The organism is Bartonella sp. AU18XJBT, from assembly GCF_028618595.1.
In the GTDB taxonomy this organism is placed as follows: Bacteria; Pseudomonadota; Alphaproteobacteria; order Rhizobiales; family Rhizobiaceae; genus Bartonella.
In genome coordinates this window covers 37,522-58,620 of the sequence record NZ_JAQITE010000011.1, presented here as the reverse complement: position 1 = coordinate 58,620, position 21,099 = coordinate 37,522, and the positions used below count along the sequence as shown (strand labels likewise).

The following is a 21,099-nucleotide window of genomic DNA, read 5'->3' as shown; positions in this document are numbered from 1 at the left end:
ACAAAAAGCAATCTTGTGGTTAATTTCTGATTAAGCAACAGCGCAACGATCAACGTTATTCCATTCATATCCCCCCTTAAGTCAAATTCAAACCAGCTTCCCCTCAAACAACAGCACTTCATCAGGCTCAATAACTCAAGCCCTGCCCTCAAATATTCTAGCACACCACGCCCCTTCAAAGAGCAATGTTTTACGGCAGACTAGGATAATCAGCTGCATTTTTGTTGTCACTTATATAATTTTCCAATGACTTTTGAATGCCTCAATTAGTCTTTTTATAGCACTTTCACTCTTTTTAAAGCTTCTTTCTCTGCTTCTTCTTTTAACTTCATGTCATTGGCGCCTTCATACCTTTTTATTGTTTTTTCAATCTGATCATCAGTCCCTGCTTTAAAAACAATCATTGTTTCAAACGGACGAAATAATGACGATTGCCAAATATGAAAAAAGATATTCGTGCGCAAATTGCTTGAATCAAACTCGCTATACCTTGTTATTTTTAAGTCATGGATAGATATCGCTTTTTTTGACATGGCAAGACCAATAACATCGCTATTTTTCTCACCAAAATCTTTCACTTTTAAAAGGTTATTTTTAGCGTCATCAACTGTCGATATATTCATGACTTCGTTAAGAACTTGATCATTTATGCCAAATTGAGCATCTATGCCAAAAATGAACATACGATCACGCAAAAAACAAGCATTGTACAAACGTGAGGGAATCCCAAGACAGTTGACTGCTCCTCGAATGATTTTTATAGCGAGCTCATATGATTTTTCATCTAAACAATAATCACGAATGTCTGGAATGTAGATTTCTTGCGTTTCTTGTAACGGTGCAACTTCATTGTTTAATGCACTATCAATAAGCTTTTCTAACCAATTGTAGCTCTCACTATTATCCTGCTCTCGGACAGACGATCTGATCTCTTCTAAAAGATTGTCCACAGCCCATACTCTTCTCTAAAAGCACGCTCTCTTCGATCACACGTCATCGTAAATTTATGGGTATTTTCTCGTTTGTCCGGTATAGATGATGCTTCAATTTTTGGATCATTCACTTTAAATTGATCAACGCTTTCTCCACTTTTAACAGGTATCGAATGCTCACCTCTAATAGTATCAAAAACTCTCCTCTCTTGCTCCTCACTAAAAGAAATGCCTTGTTCAAGAAACATCTTTAATGGATTGGAATCATCCGGTGTTAACGACATATCCCGTATTAAAGACTCCAAAATTTCCTGTTGAAGATTATCATCACTTATTAACGAATCTTTCCTATCCTCATAGAAATCCTTTAAGCTTTCTGGAATATGCCGATTGTAACTCTTAACGTCCTTTGCGAACCAGCTGTTAATTATTTCCTTGTTTGTGGCTAATTTCATGAGATTATACCCCCGCTTAAATTTCAAATGATCCTTTTTATCAATAAATTCCAATACAGTTTTTATTAAAATTCTTGAAAAAAGTTCATTATCTGTTTCTCTTACTTACCTTAATATTTACCGCATTTTAGCTTATTGGTAAAAATAGACTAAATTAAGATATAGTGATATTTTTAATATACACCTCCACTTAAACTTGGCTTTATAACACGAATAGCGAAATTTTAACAAAAAACAGGTTAGAGCTCTTGTTTTTAAAGTCTTTATCTTGATTAAAAACAGCAAAGGAGCAAACTTGATTGTGCAGATAATCATGCTCCATTATCTACTCGCCACCAACATAGAGTTGCAATCAATCAAACAGTTTAAAAAAGCTTTTAGCAAAATTTTAAAGCAGAAACACGCACATCACCGAAAAAATGAGAGAGCCGTGCATTTTACGCATCCCCCACCCTTTGCTTAAACAGCAAAATTCCAATCCATCGTCAAAATATCTTCGTCTAAAATTCCCCATGCCACAGATCAGCCCCCTCAAAGAGCAATGTTTTACGGCGAATAAACGGCATTTCTCTTTAACGCTTTTACGCACAAAGCAATAAAGAAATAAAGCAATCCCGCTTGTGACTTCACTCATTACATTGCAAGAAAATAGTTTTCACGACAATCAGAAGTAAAAGAATCCTACGATATTCGAGAACGCTCATTTAACATGCAAAAACACCGACCACTCCCTTTGCTTTGCAATAAAACACCGCTGCCTCATCGTGAATTTTTCTAAATCAGCACGCCTCAAAGAGCGGTGTTTTATCGCATAATAGGATTATCACCGCCCTTTATAGCGTGAATTTCTCCACACTTAATCTTCAGGCAAAAATTCCAACCGATCTCCTTGTTTTGTAATTTTCACCGTTGTTTCATCGTGAACTTTTCCAAATAAGATATTTTCCGCCAGTGGATCTTGAATTTCTTTTTGGATAATCCGTTTAAGCGGACGTGCACCATAGAGAGGATCATAGCCCTTATCGGCAAGAAATTTTCTCACCTCTGGCTCAATTTGCAAAGTTATTTTGCGTTCATTGAGCAAATTTTGCAAATGTTCTATCTGGATATCGACGATCGCTTCCATATCGTGACGTTGCAGCCTTTGAAAGAGAATAATCTCATCAATACGGTTTAAAAATTCAGGACGAAAAGCCGCTTTCACGACATTCATGACATCATTTTTTGCTTGGTCAACGGTTTGCCCTTCAGGCAAAGCGGTTAAAAATTCAGCACCAAGATTAGAAGTCATAATCAGCAAGGTATTGCGAAAATCAACAGTACGTCCTTGACTATCGGTCAAACGTCCCTCATCAAGCACTTGCAACAAGAGATTAAAAATATCAGGATGAGCTTTTTCAATTTCGTCGAACAGAATGACCTGGTAAGGTCTTCTTCGTACAGCCTCCGTCAGCACGCCGCCTTCTTCATATCCAACATATCCAGGCGGCGCCCCAATCAGCCGCGCCCCAGCATGTTTTTCCATATATTCAGACATATCGATGCGCAACATAGCATTGGAGTCTTGGAAAAGGAAAGCCGCAAGAGCTTTAGTTAATTCGGTTTTCCCCACACCAGTAGGACCCAAAAACATGAAAGAGCCAAGCGGACGATTGGGATCTTGCAACCCAGCGCGCGCACGGCGTACAGCGCGAGAAACAGCTTGAACAGCTTCCCCCTGCCCAATCACACGTTTGCTAATTTCATCTTCCATACGCAACAGAGACTCCCGATCTGCCTCCAGCATTCGATCAACAGGAATACCGGTCCAGCGTGAAACAATCCGTGCCACATGTTCAGCAGTGACCGTTTCTTCAACGAGATGATTTTGTTGATCATCATTTTCAGCGATGCTCAATTGCTTTTCGAGTTCAGGGATAACACTATAAGCTAGCTCTCCAGCGCGTTGGAATTGTCCATCACGCTGTGCAATAGCCAAAGCATTACGTGCTTCTTCGAGTTGTTTTTTCAAATCGGCAGCATGCCCTAATTTCTGCTTTTCAGCCTGCCAAGCCGTTGTCATCTCAGCGGACTGTTGCTCCAATGTTTTCAGTTCTTCCTGCACATTTTTCAAACGTTCTTTTGCTGTTGGCTCGACATCTGTTTTCAAAGCTTCGCGTTCAATCTTCAACTGTAAAATACGCCGATCAACAGCATCGAGTTCTTCCGGCTTTGAATCAACCTGCATCCGCAACCGCGCCGCTGCTTCATCAATAAGATCAATAGCTTTATCCGGCAAGAAGCGATCCGTAATATAGCGGTTAGACAAACGCGCCGCCGCAATCAAAGCACTATCTGCCAAGCGCACTTTGTGATGTTGTTCATATTTTTCTTTAATACCGCGCAAAATAGAGATAGTATCCTCTAAAGAGGGTTCTGGCACAAAGACAGGCTGGAAACGGCGTGCAAGAGCAGCATCTTTTTCAACATATTTTCGATATTCATCCAAAGTCGTAGCGCCCACACAATGGAGCTCTCCACGTGCAAGTGCTGGTTTTAACAAGTTAGAAGCATCCATAGGCCCATCGGATTTTCCAGCCCCCACGAGATTATGCAATTCATCGATAAACAAAATGATCTGACCATTTTCAGCTTGCACCTCTGCCAGCACCGCTTTAAGACGCTCTTCGAATTCCCCACGATACTTTGCACCCGCGATAAGCGCTCCCATATCCAGCGCATGAAGCTGTTTATCACGCAAAGTTTCAGGCACATCACCATTAACAATGCGCAATGCCAACCCTTCCACGATAGCTGTTTTCCCCACCCCTGGTTCACCGATCAGCACAGGATTATTTTTGGTACGCCGTGAAAGCACCTGAATAGTGCGGCGGATTTCCTCTTCCCGCCCAATAACAGGGTCAAGTTTTCCCTCACGGGCATCTTTTGTCAAATCACAAGCATATTTTTGTAAAGCATCATATTGGCTTTCGGCATGGGGGCTTGTTGCTGTTTTTCCCTTCCGCAAATCATTAATAGTCTGATTAAGCGCCTGCGCTGTCAACCCTCCGCTTGTAAGAATATCAGCGGTTTTTGCGGTCTTTTCCATGATCAGTGCTTGCAACACACGCTCCACAGTCACAAATTGATCACCAGCTTTTTTCGCCAGATCTTCCGCCATATTAAAGACTTTTGCCAATGGCTGAGACAGATAGAGCTGCCCATTGCCCCCTTGCACTTTAGGCAAAGCCTCAAGAGCTTCGTTAAGCGCCTTTCGAATAAGCGTAAGATCACCTCCCGCTTTTTGGATCAGTGATGCTGCCAACCCTTGAGAATCGTCTAACAACACTTTCAACAGATGCTCCGGCAAGAACTGCTGATGATCAGAAGAGAGGGCACCACTTTGTGCTGATTGTAAAAAACCTTGCAACCGTTCGCTATATTTTTCCAAATTCATTTTTTTTCCTTAAATCTCAAGCCACCACCGCACTTTAAATTCCCCCAACATTCCAAAAAAAGAGACATCTTCAAAGGACCAACCACCCCCCACAAAACACCGCAAATGATGCCACATGAAGAAGAACCGTAGTGCTAAAAAGAATATGGGTTTTCACAAGCCCCATAGCAAGAGGGAAAGAAAGACACACTGTCATTATTTAAATAAAAACTGCAACTCCCCCATACCCCCACCCCACTCTTATCCACCCCCTCCCCTTGTCCATACGCATTCTCTTCACCCTCCATTCCACGCCCCCCTCTCTCCCCGTCACACACTTACAACTTAACACCCCTTTTACTCCCAACGTCCCCCTCCATTCACGAAAACTCTTCCCCCACCCCTTCTCACCACATTCCATACCATGACAAAAGCCCAACAAGCCCCCAAGCCTACACAACGCATAAATCCTCCACGACCTTGAACTTCCACTTCACTTTTACAGATTCACATTTTTACGCTTTTACACATTCACAGAATAAGCCAAATGAAAGCCCCCCCGCTGCTCTATAAACATGGGTCTGTAAAAACAATCCAGCCTCTTACATGACCACTCTATGAAGCGTTTCTAAAAAGCCCCAACTGATTACTTCGTATAGTTATCACCCACTCCTCAAACGAGCCGGTTTCACCAGACCAGACAGATAAGCCCACCCTCCTTAAACCAGACATTCTTCACGCATCTCTTCGCACCACCGCCTCTTAGACACACTCTTCTCTTATCCACCCCCTCCCCCCTTGTCCATAAGCATTCTCTCCAACCTCCACGCCCCCCTCTCTCCCCGTCACACACTTACAACTTAACACCCCTTTTACTCCCAACGTCCCCCTCCATTCACGAAAACACTTCCCTAATCCGTCTCACCACATTCCATACCATGAAAAAAGCCCAACGTGACAAAAAACACGCACAATATGAATTTGTGAATATTTCGTCTTTTTTGTAGATAGAATTACTTATAGATAACAATTTTGGCATCTAGGTAACAATTTTGGCATCACAGCTGAGTACATACTGTTAACATCATACACTTCAATTCCATTATATATATGTCCCCATTTCTTGATTAAAAAAACAAAGCCCACCTTTATATGCATTTCTTAATATCTCATCATCATTTAATTCTAAAGTAGGTGTTAAAAAAGTTGCTTTTGTAATTTCCGATAAATTGTTCATTACAGGGCTTGGTAAAGTATCGTATTTTTTTAAAGTATCCTTTTTTTAATAAAATGTCTTTTAACCATATCTTTTATGTTATCATCTTTAGCTTTTGAGAAATTATTTTTTTTAATCAGTCTTTTAGAACTTCTATCTTTAACAATATTTCTTTTTAATTTAGTTATTATATTTATTGTAGTGAATTAACTGATTTTCAGTTTCTGGATACGCTTTAAAATGAAAAGCACTATTTGAAATTAATTCATTATATTTATGGGCACGAACAGCAAAGTTTTCTTTTTTTGTTTAAACTTTTTTTTCTGCTTGCCATTTTTTTAATTCTCTGCTAGCTTCACACACATTCTTAGTAGTGACGGTTTCCGAAGGTGCGATTTCCTCCATCGCCCTTATACCTAATGAATTACTAAGATATGAACATGCATAATTTATATGTGGTTTTAAGTTTTGCATATCAGTTTTTTTGACATTGTTTCCCCAATGTTGAGAATTTTTTCCACTATTGAAGCCCTCTGTTCCCGCAGAGGGCTTATTTTATAATAATGTGACAAGTATAACTGTATCATCTATTTTTTCTTGTAATAAATTAATAAATTTTTCACCATTAAAACATCTGTTTAAAATTTCCATATCTTTAAACTCATAAGTTTTTTGTTTCTGGATTAGAAAATTGAACTTACATTCTTATTTTAAAGTCAAATCTCATTAGCAATACCGTGTATTTTATTACATAGTAAGCTCTATTATTGTTACTAGATTTAGTTAATTTTACTGATAAAATTAGACCCATATTTTGACTGGGGATTTCAAATTTAGAGACAATATCAAAAAAAATCTCGAATAGCTGTTCTTGCTATGACAAATAGAACTTTTTTATCATCAAAATATAGAACTGTTTGTACAGTATTAGTCTTTTTGTCTAAACGAGGAAATTCTGCTTTACCAGCTGAACAACCTGGTACTTTAAATTTAAAATCATCTTGACTATACATAAAGCACAAATCCCCGTTTTGCTTTTACAGATTCACATTTTTACGCTTTTACACATTCACAGAAAGAAGCCAAATAAAACTTCCACATCACCACTCCACACTGCTCTGCAAACAAGGGGCTGCAAACGAACAAAGCTTTTTTCCCAGTACCTTACAGTCTTCAGACATCCCCCTCAAACGACAGCACTTCATCAGGCTCAACAAACCAAACCCTGCCTCCTTAAACCGCCATCCTTCATCCCTTCGCACCACCACCTCTTAGACACACTCTTCTCTTATCCACCCCCTCCCCTTGTCCATACGCATTCTCTTCACCCTCCATTCCACGCACCCCTCCATTCACGAAAACAACTTCCCCAATCCATCTCACTACATTCCATGCCATGCCAAAAGCCCAACAACCCCCCAAGCCTACACAACGCATAAATCCTCCACGACCTTGAACTTCCACTTCACTTTTACAGATCCACATTTTCACGCTTTTACACATTCACAGAAAGAAGCCAAATGAAACTTCCACCCCACCCCGCGCTGCTCTGAAAACAATACTCAACAACCCAGCTTCTTACCCAACACCCCCACGCTCTTCAGGTCCCCCCCTCAAACGAGACTGTTTCACCAGACCAGACAAGGAAATCCAGCCTAAATATTCATCACATACTCTCACAAAAAACACCTTGATAAATTGATATGCCTGATATCCCCCCCCTATAAGCTTCCCTTCTAATCATGATTTCGGAGCCGCGTGAGAGAGACAAAACAAGCCGTTAGGTTCTTTTTGTCAAGGACGCCGTTAGGCGCCCGTAAGGGTCTCCTTGACACTAAGAACCAAGGCTTGTTTTGTCTCTCTCATTAAACGCGGGTCTGATCTCATGATTTTGGTGAGCGTTCCGGAGAGTTTGAGAGGCGGAAAGCCTCTCATTAAAAAATAAAGTTTATAAATAAAAACTATTTTTATTTGCCAATCTCCTGAAATTACTTTATCACTTAAAGTATAATCATGGTCGTCTACGCAGCGACCAATAGGGAAGACAAGCCCTAAGCTCTAGCGTAAAAATAAACCCGCTTTACGGATATCTTGAGATTCCGGGAGATTTTGCTATGTCCAAGTGCTTACCAGCACTAAAAGCAAAAAGCTGACTAGGGTTCAGTACCTTTAACTCCCGGAATACCAATGCGAGGGCGCTCGCAACCGGAGGGGGGGCTTGAAGTGCAAACCAAAAATCCAAATTTTATCGACATTTTGATAGGCAAAAGAATCCGTCACAGACGCATTGCAATAGGACTTTCCCAAAAAGCATTAGGAAGCCATTTAGGTGTCAGTTTTCAACAAATCCAGAAATACGAAAAAGGCTTCAATCGTGTAAGCGCAGGGTGTTTGCTAAAAATCGCCCAAAAACTAGATGTTCCCATGAACTTTTTTTATGCAGACATTGCTACAAAAGAAGATATCTCAACAAAAGACAATCACTCACACCATGATCAAGAAACATACAGCGAAAAAGAACACACCCTTTTAAAAAACTTTAGAGAACTCAAATCGAAAAAACAAAAAGCAATCTTGTGGTTAATTTCTGATTAAGCAAAAGCGCAACGATCAACGTTATTCCATTCATATCCCCCCCTTAAGTAAAATTCAAACCAGCACTCCACACCCCTTCAAAGAGCAATGTTCTACAGCATAATAGAATAGAAAATTTTTGATTTTTCTTGCCAATTTTCTGAAATTCCTTTATCACTTAAAGTGTAATTTTGATCGTCTACGCAGCGATCAAGAGGGAAGACAAGCCCTAAGTCCGAGCGTACAATTGAGCCCACTTTTGTGGGTATCCCGGGATTCCGGGAGATTTTGTTATGTCCAAGTGCTTACCAGCACTAAAAGCAAAATGCTGACTCGGACTCAGTACTTGTTACTCCCGGAATACCAATGCGAGGGCGCTCGCAACCGGAGGGGGGGCTTGAAGTGCCAACTAAAAATCCAAATTTTATCGACATTTTGATAGGCAAAAGAATCCGTCACAGACGCATTTCAATAGGACTTTCCCAAAAAGCATTAGGAAGCCATTTAGGTGTCAGTTTTCAACAAATCCAGAAATACGAAAAAGGCTTTAATCGTGTAAGCGCAGGGTGTTTGCTAAAAATCGCTCAAAAACTAGATGTTCCCATGAGCTTTTTTTATGCAGACATTGCTACAAAAGAAGATATCTCAACAAAAGACAATCACTCACACCACGATCAAGAAACCTACAGCGAAAAAGAACACACCCTTTTGAAAAATTTTAGAGACCTCCAGCCGAAAAAACAAAAAGCAATCTTATGGTTAATTTCTGATTAAGCAAAAAACGCGATTTATAATCCATATTTCGCACTTTTTTAAAAAGTACCCAATTTTATAGTCTTTGAGATTATTTTGATTTTTCTTGCCAATTTTCTGAAACTACTTTATTACTTAAAGGGTGAGTTTGGTCGTATACGCGACGATCAATAGGGAACTGAAAGCCCGAAACCTCGATACATAAGAATGAACCCACTTTTGTGGGTGTCCCGGGATTCCGGGAGATTTTGCTATGTCCAGGTGCGATGAGCACTAAAAGCAAAATGCTGATTCGAGGTCAGTGCTTTCAGGCTCCCGGAATACCAATGCGAGGGCGCTCGCAACCGGAGGGAGGCTTGAAGTGCCAACTAAAAATCCACATTTTTCGACATTTTGATAGGCAAAAGAATCCGTCACAGACGCATTGCAATAGGGCTTTCCCAAAAAGAATTAGGAAGCCATTTAGGCGTCAGTTTCCAACAAATCCAGAAATACGAAAAAGGCTTTAATCGTGTAAGCGCAGGGTGTTTGCTAAAAATCGCCCAAAAACTAGATGTTCCCATGAACTTTTTTTATGCAGACATTGCTACAAAAGAAGATATCTCAACAAAAGACAATCACTCACACCATGATCAAGAAACATACAGCGAAAAAGAACACACCCTTTTAAAAAACTTTAGAGAACTCAAATCGAAAAAACAAAAAGCAATCTTGTGGTTAATTTCTGATTAAGCAAAAGCGCAACGATCAACGTTATTCCATTCATATCCCCCCCTTAAGTAAAATTCAAACCAGCTTCCCCTCAAACAACAGCACTTCATCAGGCTCAATAACTCAAGCCCTGCCCTCAAATATTCTAGCACACCACGCCCCCTCAAAAAGCAATGTTTTACGGCACAATAGAATCGAAATTTTTGATTTTTCTTGCTAATCTTCTGAAATTACTTTATCACTTAAAGTGTAATTTTGGTCGTCTACGCAACGATCAATAGGGATTAAAAACCCGAAGACTTGACACATAAATTTATCCCGCTTTGCGGGTATCCCGGGATTCCGGGAGATTTTGCTATGTCCAGGTGCTTTAGCACTAAAAGCAAAAAGCTGAGTCAAGTCAGTGTTTTTAACTCCCGGAATACCAATGCGAGGGCGCTCGCAACCGGAGGGGGGCTTGAAGTGCAAACCAAAAATCCAAATTTTATCGACATTCTGATAGGCAAAAGAATCCGTCACAGACGCATTTCAATAGGACTTTCCCAAAAAGCATTAGGAAGCCATTTAGGTGTCAGTTTTCAACAAATCCAGAAATACGAAAAAGGCTTTAATCGTGTAAGTGCAGGGTGTTTGCTAAAAATCTCTCAAAAACTAGATGTTCCCATGAGCTTTTTTTATGCAGACATTGCTACAAAAGCAGACATTGCTACAAAAGAAGATATCTCAACAAAAGACAATCACTCACACCACGATCAAGAAACCTACAGCGAAAAAGAACACACCCTTTTAAAAAATTTTAGAGACCTCCAGCCGAAAAAACAAAAAGCAATCTTATGGTTAATTTCTGATTAAGCAAAAACGCAACGATCAATATATCCCCCCCTGCGTAAAATTTCCCATACCTGATATCCCCCCCCAAAGAGTGATGTTTTACAGCATGATAGGATAATTCACGCGATAGTTCGTTTTCTGTTTCCTTTATCACTTTAAGTCAAGCTGCTTGAGGATCAGCAGCTGGGGTTTAAAGTGTGACTATTCGTAGCAAAGCGGAGTTAAACAAAAATGACATCGTTACTCAAAACCATGCCCCCGATTGCGTTTACGAGACAATGGAACAGTATCGAGAAGGCAAAGACTAGACAGAACAAACATATGAGCGGTTAAGTAAAAATCAAAAGATTGAGCTTATAACGTTGAAAAAGCGCCCGATGCTGGATTATCTCCACGCCCCCTGAATCTCAGAAAAATGATTTAAAACACATGTTTCGTTGATGAGCCAATCATTGAGAATGAATAATGGACAAAGAACGGTTCACAAATATCCTGATACCCAATAAACAGAATAATCCACTCAATCCAGAAAAAAGGAACAACTGCCCAGCCGAAGTGTGACCTAAAACAAACGCTCCAACAAAGGGAGCCACCAACATAGCTAAATTTTGTATAGACTGAACCCATCCAGAAGCCAACCCAATCTGTTCATTGAAATTGGTGACCAGATAAACATTAGAAGATATGGAAAAGTAAGCACTCACCATTCCAATAAGGAAAAAACAGAACAATAAAGTCTCAATACGGAGTAAATCCAAGTAAAAAAAGCACACAGAGATCAAGACAAAACAAACCATTGTCGACATTGCAGGCATTAACAATTCCGATATTTTTCCTGTAAGGGGTTTATGCTTTGATTGTTTCACACTCCAAAACCCATAGAGAAAATTACCGATTGCCGAAGCCGATACCAGCATCCCAAGAGCTTGTTTATTCATTTTCATTGCACTAAGAATAACGGGCAACTGATTATTCACCATAAAGACCATGGCAAAATACACAAACATTACCGCCACATAGGCATACCAAGTTGTCCCATAAAGCCTCTGCTGTGCTTGCGTGGTATTCGCTTTTTTTATTCTTCGCGACGAGACAAGTTGTGCACCAAGACAACAAAACACGATAAAGCCTAGCAATGTCAGAAATCCAGAAAACAATAAAGTATATGTATCTGACAAAAACACAGAAAGCGTACTCCCCAAAGCAGGTCCTATCATCTTCGCCATGCTATTGATCATATTAAGCACAGAATAGTAACGAGTCCGTCCGTTTTTAGGCACAGAATTTGCACTGAGAACGGAAATTGCAGGCATAGCAACACTATTGAATGTCGCTCGAACAACTGCCAGTATAATAAATCCTTGCAGACTCGTCACCATCAATAAAGCAACAGTGCATAACGCCCGTAACAACAACGATGCACGCAACCAATGTATCATATAACGGCTACCTACCAACATTCCAATTGGCTTAGACAAAATGATACCAGGTAATAATGTTGCCGCTCCAATAAAAGCGACATCATATTGATTAGCTTTCCAGATGAACACAGATACGGTTAAAATCACGATATAATCAATCCAGCCCCCAAATGACACCATGCCATTACCCAGCAAAAGCACCAACAAGCGATTTTTTATTGCCCCGTCTATTTGCACCAAAACACGCCCCCCTCTTTTCCCTTAGAAATACTTTAGCAAGACTAATGAGATGATCAATTCTTGCCTCACACCCTCAAAGCATTATCGACCTTTCTGCAACAAAGCACCAGCAAGCGATTGTTTGTTGCCCCGCCTATTTGCACCAAAACAAGCGCACCTCTTTTTCCTTAGCAATATTGAGGAGATGATCGATTCTTGCCTCATATCCTCTAACCAAGCCGCTAATAATCCAGCCCTTGGAATCCATTTATGTTAATCCCACGCGCCTCCCCTTCAGCTCCCACACAAAAAACACTTGAGCGTTCTCTCCTAAAGAGAACTCTTTATTCTTCTTCATCACTTTTCTGTGTTAGCAAGACTGATGAGATAATCAATCTTCCCTCACACCCTCAAAGCATTATCGACCTTTCTGCAACAAAGCACCAACAAGCGATTGTTTGTTGCCCCGTCTATTTGCACCAAAACACGCCCCCCTTCTTTTCCCTTAGCAATACTTTAGCAATATTGATCGGATGATCAATTCTTCCCTCATATCCTTTAACCAAGCCGCTAATAATCCAACCCTTGAATCCATTTACGTTAATCCCACGCGCCCCCCCTTAAGCTCCCACACAAAAAACGCTTTAGCGTTCTCTTTTCAAGAAGAACTGCTCCCTTTATTCTTCTTCATCACTTACTTGTGGTGGGGGTGGTAAAATATAAGCGCCTGAAAGCCAACGATTAAGATCAATGGCTCGGCATCGTGTGGAACAAAAAGGATAAGAAGACTTTTGTGACATTTGACCACAAATAGGACAAGGATGCGGAGGACGAGTCTCTTTTTGAAAATTTGGCTCTTTTTTTTCTTGGCGCCCCTTTGTCATCTGCTCCTTCATTAATTTTTCTTCTGTTCCTTTTTTTTCATTTTGGCTTTTCTCTTTTTGTTGCTTTTCACCTTGCATTAATCTTGCCTTAAAGTTTTTCTAATGCGTTTCTTCAGCCCAGTGCGTGAAAAGTGGATAGTGATAAGCAGTCAAGAGATCTGCTGTTTCAGCCAAAGGCAAACCCACAACATTAGAATAAGAACCAGTCATATGGACGACGAAAGCACCGGCTTTTCCCTGAATAGCGTAGCCACCTGCTTTCCCTTCCCATTCACCAGAAGCAAGGTAAGCCTTCATCACGGCAGGGGTTAAGCGTCTAAAACGGACACGACTTTCAACCAATTTTACGGTTATTTTTCCACGTTCATTGAGCGCACAAACGGCGCCATAAACCTTATGCGCCCGCCCAGAAAGGTATCGTAAACATTCATAAGCCTCGTCTTCACCCTCTGGTTTGGGAAGAATGGTGCGCCCCACAGCCACCACCGTATCAGCAGCCAAGATAATGATTTTCTGTTGAGGTAATTCTTCTTGACCATTCTGATTGTACCAGCGCAAAATTTCTTGGGCTTTCAGCGCTTTTTCTTTTGCCAAACGTTTGGCAAGATTTGCAGGATGTTCTTTTAATTTTGGCGTTTCATCAATATCGCTTGCACAAACCTGCTGCGGATCAATCCCTATTTGTGCCAAGAGCGCCAAACGCCTTGGCGAAGCGGAAGCAAGCACCAAATGAATTTCTTCTGTAAGAGCATCTGCCAAACGTTTTTCCCCCCACTCTCTTATATTTTTCATTTCCACCCCTTCACAATCGACTTCCCTCTCGCCCCCCTTTAAGCGCCCCCTTTTTAAACGCCATTAATCTCCTTTATTTTTTCCGCATTGATTTTACAGTTTTTCAAAGCCACCCAAACACTCACTTTTTTCACTCATGAAAAGCAAGCTAAAGAACTATTAAAAAATAACAGAAATAATATGATGCTTTTAGAAAAAAGTGCAAGCCACCCCCTTAGGCTACTTATAGCGATATGTAATGCGCCCTTTTGTCAAATCATAAGGTGTCATTTCCACCATGATTTTATCACCTGCCAACACCCGAATACGATTTTTCCGCATTCTACCAGCGGTATGCGCAATAATTTCATGATCATTTTCTAATTTTACACGAAACATTGCGTTCGGTAAGAGTTCAGTAACGATACCAGAAAATTCTAAAACTTCTTCTTTTGACATAAACAAACATTTCCTTTAAAGTGCACATTTTTGTTAAGCTGTGCGTTATTTCCAGCGTTCATACCTTATTTTCTTAAGTTTGTGAATAAAAATTCCACAAAAAGGGAAAGGTTTTTAAAGTTTACTCTCTCATGTTCTCAAAAAACATCACCCACCCATTGAGACTGAAAACTTTCTCTCTTCAAATTTTACCCGCCCATTTTCTCTTTTACCCGCTAATTTTCTCCAATTTTTATGATGATCTTGGTTTCAGAGTGACAAGAAATTGCGCTCAATTTTCTCGCCCTCAAGCGTTTTTCCCAACGCCTCTGACGGATCCCTCTCCACGACTTACAAACAATCATCATCCATCCAACTTTCCCTCACCTTCCGCCTTCCACATCCTAAACATACGCTCCACACCTTAAACATACGCCATTTAGATAAATGCAAACACCTCACCCACCCCACAAGCCCCCTCCTTTTTTCAAAAACATCCTCCATTCTTCACGCGGCCATCCACGACATCCTTCACCACCCCACACGCCACCTCTATGCATTTCCCATACAACCTGCCCCATTTTTCCTCTCTCCACACATTTCCTCTAAGCCACTCCTTCCATTTATATTACTCTTCACCTTGAAAACGCGATCCCTATACATTCCGTCTCATGAACCACAACGCCCCTAACGACATAAACCCTTTTCCTTTTTCACGAATATACGTTTTCACGCTTTTACATATTTACAGAAAGCAGAAAATCTGTAAAAAATGCATTACACAATAACGTTTTCAACAACTGTCATTAAAATCTTGCCCCTTATTTTCATTTAAATTCCCCTATTTTCACCTAAATCATAGATATACCCCCCCTATTATTGCATTGACCAGCATAAATTTTTTCGACAAATGCTAGCGATCAAAAAAGTTCATAAGAAGCATTTTACGACTTTTAAAAGAATCTTGCCCCAAATCCAGTGCTTTCTTGTAACGGACAAGAGTACATTTAATTAATTGACTATAAGAAAATTTGAAATGAGAAAACCTTTTCGTTTTTCTCTTTCACTATCTACAATGATAACTCATCCTTATAAGTCAGTATTTTTTCGTAATACAAAACGCGCCAAAAGGAATATACTTGCGTTACATATTTACACGCTTGTTTTAAAGACAGCTCTCACAACGCTCATCACACCCATTTCGAGAACACTATCCGTAAAGGAATAGCCGCCATGAAGGGTATAATATCCATTCAGCCTCCCTTTACGTTTATGAAGGAACACACCGGCACCATCACAAAAACTCTGCCCACTCCCAATGTTGCGGACAACCTTCTATTCGAGAGATAATTCATTAAAGGCATGCCTTTCTTATACAGTTTTGCCCCACATGGTCCTCCAGCTCATGATGTGCAAGTAAGTAATTTTAATAATTCAATATGAGAGAACTGATGATGAGAAATTTTTATTATATTCAGCGTTGTGATTCATGTTTAAAAAGATGTTTTATCATTATAAATCAATATACTAACAAAAAAGAGGGTCGCATCAAAACACTTACCTTTTTTTAAAAAAGGCTTCACACTGAAAGAAATTATCTAAAAATTAGATAAAAAAAAAGGTTTGCTTCTAACAAACAAACCTTTGTAGAAAATTATTTAGATAATTTTCAAAATTTTATATTAATCCCTCTCGAAGCAGTCAAGACGCTTTAGAAGCACCAAAATGAATACAAAGACTTATTTAATACAACGTTAAGAAAAATCAAGAATAAAAAATTTTTATAGTTAATGCCCCATAAAAAACGAGGTTTCTTAACCCACGCAGCTCAACAATCTGGGGCTATTCTACAAACGCCTCCGACCAATCCCCTCATCTCCCTCAAAAGACAGTATAAAAGGTTCACAGAGCAAGTCTTAGCTAGAAAATATCAATCGCCAGCGTTCATAAAAGCCAGTGTTGGTATAAAGATCAAATTATCGAAACTCTTGCTGAAATGTCTTCCCAATCAATAAAAAAGAAGCGGATTTTTTAAACATTTCCGCTTCTTTAACAATAAAAATTATGATGAGGGATTATTAAAAAATTTCAAGATTGTGAAGGGAACCAATTTGATAACAATTCATACCTTACAGGATCATCGGCACATTGTCCACCACCACATTCCAGTATAGTAGAAATCAAATTTGCCGCAATCAAAAACACAAATAAAAAACTTGCCGCTTTACTCAAGAATGGGAAAGGAGAAAATTCTTTGAACTTGTGTGCCAATTCGCCTAAAATCATGACAAATGAAACAGCAAGGATACAAAGGACAGAAATAATGAAAGCCCAAGTATAAAAATGCAATCCAAAGAACGTTGAACCATATCCCAAATCATCAGGCGTTATATGCAAAAACACTTGCCGTGCTGCAACGGCACTCGTTACCATACAACCAAGAATAACCATACCATAATGAGTATTTTTCACCTTATGGTGAATATTGAGCAAGAACCCACAACCTGCCAGCATCAATCCAACGCGCTGGAGCAAACAAAGGGGACAAGGTAACTCAAACTTCACCAATTGATAATAAAAAGCCACCACCAAGACAATAGATAACCCAATGAGTCCTAGCGTATTCATAAAGATGACGAAGTGAGGATTTTTTTGTTCAACGTGTTCCATGGCTATTCTCTCAAAAAGATAAATTTAAAGTAGAAGTTGCGTGATGATTGAAAGTGAAAAGAATGACAACGAATAAAATTGCCCACAAAGCATAACTTATATTTTTTTTGCCATACATAGACGTTATTGCAGTCCCTAAAGCGATTAAAAATGGAAGAAACATAGCTTTTAAATCTCCTTTACATCCGTTGTTTAACTCTTAATTTACTTCAGCGTTCACCATATTAGAAAATTGGGCAAAAAAGAGACAATAGATTTATTATTCACAATTCATCATTCACTTTATATTTAAGTGAAAAAACAAAGAACTCTATAATTATTCTAAAAAGACATCAGACCGAAAGAACTGATCACTATCTTCTCTTGTATCAACAATATCAGTAACTATAAAGATCATCCCCCCATACATGAAAAATCGCCTTAACAGCAAAATTAAGCAGGCTTTAAAACTGACAGATATACATCTCTTCTTTATTGTAAGCAATATTTAAAAATTACCACTATATTTTACATAATATGGATACAGTATTTATTTTAGCAAATAAAAAACGAATAATTTTTTTGAAAACCTTACAACCAATGGCTTTTCCCTAATGTATTTTTTCCTCTTATCTTAAATAAACGACAATGCTGCAGCTCAACAGCCTCATGGTGCCCCCTTAATAGCTCTTCCTCAAAATTGATCCCCCCTTAAAAGAAATGCTTCATAACCTTCAATACTTTAATTTTTTAACTCTCGAAATTCCCCTTTAAATTTTTAGCTTTCCATCTTATTTGCAAAATAACTGTTTCTCTGTCATCAATTGGCTTTGCAAAGAGACTATAAAACTTTTAAAAAATAATGATAAAGAATCGCATTGAATCAAAAGGATGGAGAATGATGAAAAAATCATGTGATGTCGCGATTTTAATGGGGAGCCAATCGGATTGGCAAACGATGTGCCATAGTGCAGATATTTTGACGAATCTTGGTATTTCTCATAGTTCGCATATTGTCTCAGCACACCGAACCCCTGAACGCCTTTATCAATTTGCAAAAGGAGCAAAAGAAGTAGGGTTTAAAGTTTTAATTGCAGGTGCAGGGGGTGCAGCGCATCTTCCTGGTATGCTAGCAGCCCTTACGCCTCTTCCTGTCTTTGGCGTTCCAGTGCATTCTCATTCTCTTTCTGGTCAAGATTCTTTGCTTTCAATTGTGCAAATGCCAGCAGGGATACCCGTTGGCACATTAGCAATTGGCAAAGCAGGCGCAATTAATGCAGCACTTTTAGCCGCAGCCGTTATGGCCATTTATGATCATGATCTCGCCCAACGATTACAAGATTGGCGTCAACAACAAACAGCTAATGTCGCCCAAACGCCTGTAACGGAGGTTTAAAATGGTATCGTTTTCCAACACCACCCTAGCCAACACCACCCCCCCCTCACCTAACATGTTACCTCCAGGCAGCGTCATTGGTTTAATCGGCGGCGGACAGTTAGCACGGATGCTCGCCATAGCGGCCGCAGAATTAGGATTTCGAACCGTTATTTTTTGCCCTGAAGCCGATTGCCCAGCCGCTCAAACAGCAAACAGCCATATTGTTGCCTCTTATGACGATACATCAGCTTTAGATCATTTTGTTTCTCAGTGTGATGTTGTCAGCTATGAATTTGAAAATCTTTCGCTTCAAACGGTTCAATATGTAGAGAAAAGTAAGCCCGTTTATCCTTCTTCCAAAGCATTAGAGATCACGCAAGATCGACTGTTTGAGAAGCAATTTTTGCGTAATCAAGGGATTGGCACTGCCTCATGGTATGCTGTTGACGATTCTTCTTCTCTTCTTTCCGCTCTCGATTCCTTAGGGGGACGTGGTCTTTTAAAGACGCGTCGTTTTGGTTATGATGGAAAAAACCAGATCAAGCTTGACCACCCCGATGAACAAACCCTTGACGAAGCCTTAAGGACTTTTCAGGAACAGCCTTGTATTTTAGAAGAAATAGTTCCTTTTTTATCGGAAATTTCGGTTCTTTCTGCTCGCACAAAAAAAGGGGAACATATTTTTTATGATTGCCCAGAAAACCAACACAAAAACGGGATTCTTCATAAATCCTTTGTTCCATCCCATATTCCACTTGACGTGCAAAAAGCAGCCCAAGAAATCAGCCTAACAGTCATGAATGCCCTCGATTACGTTGGTGTTCTTTGTATTGAGTTTTTTGTCTTAACGGATGCTCATCTTTTAGTGAATGAACTTGCACCGCGTGTCCATAATTCTGGTCATTGGACACAAAAAGCATGCATAACTTCACAATTTGAACAGCATATCCGTGCTATTTGCGGACTTCCCTTAGGCAGTCCCTATCGCCATAGCGATTGCCAAATGACAAATCTTCTTGGTAACAATTTAAGCACGTTAAAATATTTTCTCACACAAGAGCACACCTCGACCCATTTATATGGCAAAAGCACTGTTCAACCCTACCGCAAAATGGGGCATGTCATCCAATTAATGGGACCAGCCAACAAATCTTAACACCCACATATAAAAACGTTTTTTCACACGTTTCCCCCAATGAATTGAAACACAACCTCTCTCCCCACACAGATCAACCATTCATACGGCTCAACAAGCGCGCCTCAACCCTTCACCCCTCACAACCCCACCCAAAACTCTGCCCCCTCCTACAAGCCCTGATCTTTCAAAAACACCCCCTCATCCAACCATCGCCCCCTCGGTCCAACACCACCCTCTTCTCCAACATGTTACCTCCAAGGCATCATTATTCCCCCATGATAGAGGCAGCCCCTTCATTTTGCTTTTAATCCCAATCTTTAGGAAATAAGACTGATCAATTACGCCCCTAGATACCAATCCCAACGATTGCGCTTTTATTGTCTCTAGCCTCTCTTCTTACGTTTATTTTTGCACAAAAGCATCGTTTTATTTTCTCATAAAATCGCTGTAAAGAGGTAAAATGTATAACTCCACCCAAACAACTCTCGAGAATTCGTCCCAATATTGGCCAGAAGATACCCCCCTCCAGCATAGCAATTTTCTTCTTTCTCCTCTCTCTTTTTTTCTTAATGGATAGAGGACATTCTCCTTTCGTTCATCCGCTCAACATCTTTCTCGAAAAAGTTTCCTGAACTTCTCTCCAACGGCTTAAATGGCTTCTTTACAGATCCATTTTTCTTCTCTCACGCCCCCCTCTCTTTTCAGCGCATCCATTTTTCCACCTTTAAAGCTTGTTAAGACAATAAATTATAAGGCGCATCACCACCGTATAATGCGCATTGGTTTTATGGCATATCTTTATTGCATCCCGCAGTTTTTTATGAACTCCCTTACCGTAAACGCACTTTATTTATGCATACTCTATTTATGCATACTCTGTAATCACCCCCAAAAGACTGTCTGTAACTCTCTATCCTGCTCAACAATAACATTCATCAAAACCATCAGCCCCACACACTTCACGAAGTTCCAACGATTTTTCGCGCTGCAAGCTTCTTTCAAGAGCAGCTAATAGCACCCTTAATTGACTAAGTATAAATGTTTATTTTATTATCCTGATAAAGCTAAATTATACTTTTTAATACTATTATTTTAATACTATCATTGCCTTTAAAAGGCTTATTGTGCGAAAAAATACTTCATTTCTAACAAAAATGAAAATAAAGAAGCGCTTTTAAATGAGGCACAATCTGTTCCTCCCCAAAACGTAAAGGGGGGACATTTAGACATATGTTGTTCCTCTTTCTTTTAACCTTTCGTAAACCCATTGTTCTCGTAACGAAAATCCTGTCGATAATCTTTTTATTAATGACA

At 39.8% G+C, this 21,099-nt stretch carries 19 protein-coding genes and 1 pseudogene; 7 read left to right on the top strand and 13 right to left on the bottom strand.

Translation table 11 applies throughout. The annotated features are described in order from the left end of the window. Positions 1 to 275 precede the first annotated feature (275 nt). From PVV60_RS04870 to PVV60_RS04845, 6 genes are all read right to left on the bottom strand, one after another. Positions 276 to 950 carry a hypothetical protein gene (locus tag PVV60_RS04870; RefSeq protein WP_273723529.1) on the bottom strand — a complete coding sequence of 225 codons (675 nt, stop codon included), beginning with the start codon at positions 948 to 950 and terminating at the stop codon, positions 276 to 278. Continuing rightward, complete coding sequence (locus tag PVV60_RS04865) at positions 935 to 1,387, bottom strand: hypothetical protein (protein ID WP_273723528.1); 453 nt, start codon at positions 1,385 to 1,387, stop codon at positions 935 to 937. The genes PVV60_RS04870 and PVV60_RS04865 overlap by 16 nt, the downstream gene beginning before the upstream one ends. Before the next feature lie 856 nt (positions 1,388 to 2,243). After that, the gene (gene clpB, locus PVV60_RS04860) at positions 2,244 to 4,823 is read right to left on the bottom strand and encodes an ATP-dependent chaperone ClpB (RefSeq protein ID WP_273723526.1); all 2,580 of its coding nucleotides are present in this window, start codon (positions 4,821 to 4,823) and stop codon (positions 2,244 to 2,246) included. A 199-nt stretch (positions 4,824 to 5,022) separates the two neighbouring features. Next, on the bottom strand, positions 5,023 to 5,262 hold the full coding sequence (locus PVV60_RS04855; RefSeq protein WP_273723525.1) for a hypothetical protein: 240 nt from the start codon (positions 5,260 to 5,262) through the stop codon (positions 5,023 to 5,025). A 1,601-nt stretch (positions 5,263 to 6,863) separates the two neighbouring features. Then, positions 6,864 to 7,031: a hypothetical protein gene (locus PVV60_RS04850; protein ID WP_273723524.1), complete on the bottom strand. Its 168-nt coding sequence runs from the start codon at positions 7,029 to 7,031 to the stop codon at positions 6,864 to 6,866. Between the two features lie 235 nt (positions 7,032 to 7,266). Further along, positions 7,267 to 7,503 carry a hypothetical protein gene (locus tag PVV60_RS04845; protein ID WP_273723522.1) on the bottom strand — a complete coding sequence of 79 codons (237 nt, stop codon included), beginning with the start codon at positions 7,501 to 7,503 and terminating at the stop codon, positions 7,267 to 7,269. A 738-nt stretch (positions 7,504 to 8,241) separates the two neighbouring features. Between PVV60_RS04845 and PVV60_RS04840 the strand changes: the two genes are divergently transcribed. The 4 genes and pseudogenes from PVV60_RS04840 (at position 8,242) to PVV60_RS04825 (ending at position 10,908) form a co-directional block, all read left to right on the top strand. Then, a complete protein-coding gene (locus PVV60_RS04840; RefSeq protein WP_273723536.1) occupies positions 8,242 to 8,613 on the top strand; it encodes a helix-turn-helix transcriptional regulator in 372 nt (123 codons plus the stop codon). A gap of 381 nt (positions 8,614 to 8,994) precedes the next feature. Beyond that, complete coding sequence (locus PVV60_RS04835; protein WP_273723534.1) at positions 8,995 to 9,366, top strand: helix-turn-helix transcriptional regulator; 372 nt, start codon at positions 8,995 to 8,997, stop codon at positions 9,364 to 9,366. Positions 9,367 to 9,706: 340 nt separating this feature from the next. Then, positions 9,707 to 10,077, top strand: a pseudogene (locus PVV60_RS04830) (helix-turn-helix domain-containing protein). Between the two features lie 441 nt (positions 10,078 to 10,518). Then, entirely contained in the window at positions 10,519 to 10,908 is a 390-nt protein-coding gene (locus tag PVV60_RS04825) for a helix-turn-helix transcriptional regulator (RefSeq protein ID WP_273723532.1), read from the top strand. A gap of 428 nt (positions 10,909 to 11,336) precedes the next feature. On the opposite strand, the gene PVV60_RS04820 is transcribed toward PVV60_RS04825, so the two are convergent. Next, positions 11,337 to 12,545, bottom strand: a complete 1,209-nt coding sequence (locus PVV60_RS04820) for an MFS transporter (protein ID WP_273723530.1) — start codon at positions 12,543 to 12,545, stop codon at positions 11,337 to 11,339. Positions 12,546 to 12,797: 252 nt separating this feature from the next. Here PVV60_RS04820 and PVV60_RS04815 point away from each other — a divergent pair, with 252 nt between their 5' ends. Then, on the top strand, positions 12,798 to 13,064 hold the full coding sequence (locus tag PVV60_RS04815; RefSeq protein ID WP_273723521.1) for a hypothetical protein: 267 nt from the start codon (positions 12,798 to 12,800) through the stop codon (positions 13,062 to 13,064). Positions 13,065 to 13,204: 140 nt separating this feature from the next. Here the strand turns inward: PVV60_RS04815 and yacG are convergent, their stop codons facing one another. The 6 genes from yacG to PVV60_RS04785 form a co-directional block, all read right to left on the bottom strand. Then, positions 13,205 to 13,489: a DNA gyrase inhibitor YacG gene (gene yacG / locus PVV60_RS04810; RefSeq protein ID WP_273723520.1), complete on the bottom strand. Its 285-nt coding sequence runs from the start codon at positions 13,487 to 13,489 to the stop codon at positions 13,205 to 13,207. A gap of 21 nt (positions 13,490 to 13,510) precedes the next feature. Next, a complete protein-coding gene (locus PVV60_RS04805) occupies positions 13,511 to 14,203 on the bottom strand; it encodes a Maf family nucleotide pyrophosphatase (RefSeq protein ID WP_273723519.1) in 693 nt (230 codons plus the stop codon). A gap of 219 nt (positions 14,204 to 14,422) precedes the next feature. Next, entirely contained in the window at positions 14,423 to 14,641 is a 219-nt protein-coding gene (gene infA, locus PVV60_RS04800) for a translation initiation factor IF-1 (protein WP_004857577.1), read from the bottom strand. A gap of 437 nt (positions 14,642 to 15,078) precedes the next feature. After that, complete coding sequence (locus PVV60_RS04795; RefSeq protein ID WP_273723517.1) at positions 15,079 to 15,201, bottom strand: hypothetical protein; 123 nt, start codon at positions 15,199 to 15,201, stop codon at positions 15,079 to 15,081. A gap of 1,507 nt (positions 15,202 to 16,708) precedes the next feature. After that, entirely contained in the window at positions 16,709 to 17,290 is a 582-nt protein-coding gene (locus PVV60_RS04790) for a disulfide bond formation protein B (protein ID WP_273723515.1), read from the bottom strand. 10 nt (positions 17,291 to 17,300) lie between these two features. Further along, positions 17,301 to 17,453, bottom strand: coding sequence for a DUF5993 family protein (locus tag PVV60_RS04785; RefSeq protein ID WP_273723514.1), 153 nt, complete (start codon positions 17,451 to 17,453; stop codon positions 17,301 to 17,303). A 714-nt stretch (positions 17,454 to 18,167) separates the two neighbouring features. Between PVV60_RS04785 and purE the strand changes: the two genes are divergently transcribed. Both purE and PVV60_RS04775 read left to right on the top strand, forming a co-directional pair. Then, positions 18,168 to 18,665, top strand: coding sequence for a 5-(carboxyamino)imidazole ribonucleotide mutase (purE, locus tag PVV60_RS04780; protein WP_273723512.1), 498 nt, complete (start codon positions 18,168 to 18,170; stop codon positions 18,663 to 18,665). A gap of 1 nt (position 18,666) precedes the next feature. Then, positions 18,667 to 19,803, top strand: coding sequence for a 5-(carboxyamino)imidazole ribonucleotide synthase (locus tag PVV60_RS04775; RefSeq protein WP_273723510.1), 1,137 nt, complete (start codon positions 18,667 to 18,669; stop codon positions 19,801 to 19,803). The last annotated feature ends 1,296 nt before the right edge of the window (positions 19,804 to 21,099 follow it).

What these genes read in the sequence shown, in the direction of transcription:
- PVV60_RS04805 (WP_273723519.1), bottom strand. Translation starts at nt 14,203, where the DNA reads ATGAAAAATATAAGAGAGTGGGGGGAAAAACGTTTGGCAGATGCTCTT.
- infA (WP_004857577.1), bottom strand. Translation starts at nt 14,641, where the DNA reads ATGTCAAAAGAAGAAGTTTTAGAATTTTCTGGTATCGTTACTGAACTC.
- clpB (WP_273723526.1), bottom strand. Translation starts at nt 4,823, where the DNA reads ATGAATTTGGAAAAATATAGCGAACGGTTGCAAGGTTTTTTACAATCA.
- PVV60_RS04785 (WP_273723514.1), bottom strand. Translation starts at nt 17,453, where the DNA reads ATGTTTCTTCCATTTTTAATCGCTTTAGGGACTGCAATAACGTCTATG.
- PVV60_RS04865 (WP_273723528.1), bottom strand. Translation starts at nt 1,387, where the DNA reads ATGAAATTAGCCACAAACAAGGAAATAATTAACAGCTGGTTCGCAAAG.
- PVV60_RS04850 (WP_273723524.1), bottom strand. Translation starts at nt 7,031, where the DNA reads ATGTATAGTCAAGATGATTTTAAATTTAAAGTACCAGGTTGTTCAGCT.
- PVV60_RS04790 (WP_273723515.1), bottom strand. Translation starts at nt 17,290, where the DNA reads ATGGAACACGTTGAACAAAAAAATCCTCACTTCGTCATCTTTATGAAT.
- PVV60_RS04815 (WP_273723521.1), top strand. Translation starts at nt 12,798, where the DNA reads ATGTTAATCCCACGCGCCTCCCCTTCAGCTCCCACACAAAAAACACTT.
- PVV60_RS04795 (WP_273723517.1), bottom strand. Translation starts at nt 15,201, where the DNA reads ATGGGGCAGGTTGTATGGGAAATGCATAGAGGTGGCGTGTGGGGTGGT.
- PVV60_RS04845 (WP_273723522.1), bottom strand. Translation starts at nt 7,503, where the DNA reads ATGTGGATCTGTAAAAGTGAAGTGGAAGTTCAAGGTCGTGGAGGATTT.
- yacG (WP_273723520.1), bottom strand. Translation starts at nt 13,489, where the DNA reads ATGCAAGGTGAAAAGCAACAAAAAGAGAAAAGCCAAAATGAAAAAAAA.
- PVV60_RS04775 (WP_273723510.1), top strand. Translation starts at nt 18,667, where the DNA reads ATGGTATCGTTTTCCAACACCACCCTAGCCAACACCACCCCCCCCTCA.
- purE (WP_273723512.1), top strand. Translation starts at nt 18,168, where the DNA reads ATGATGAAAAAATCATGTGATGTCGCGATTTTAATGGGGAGCCAATCG.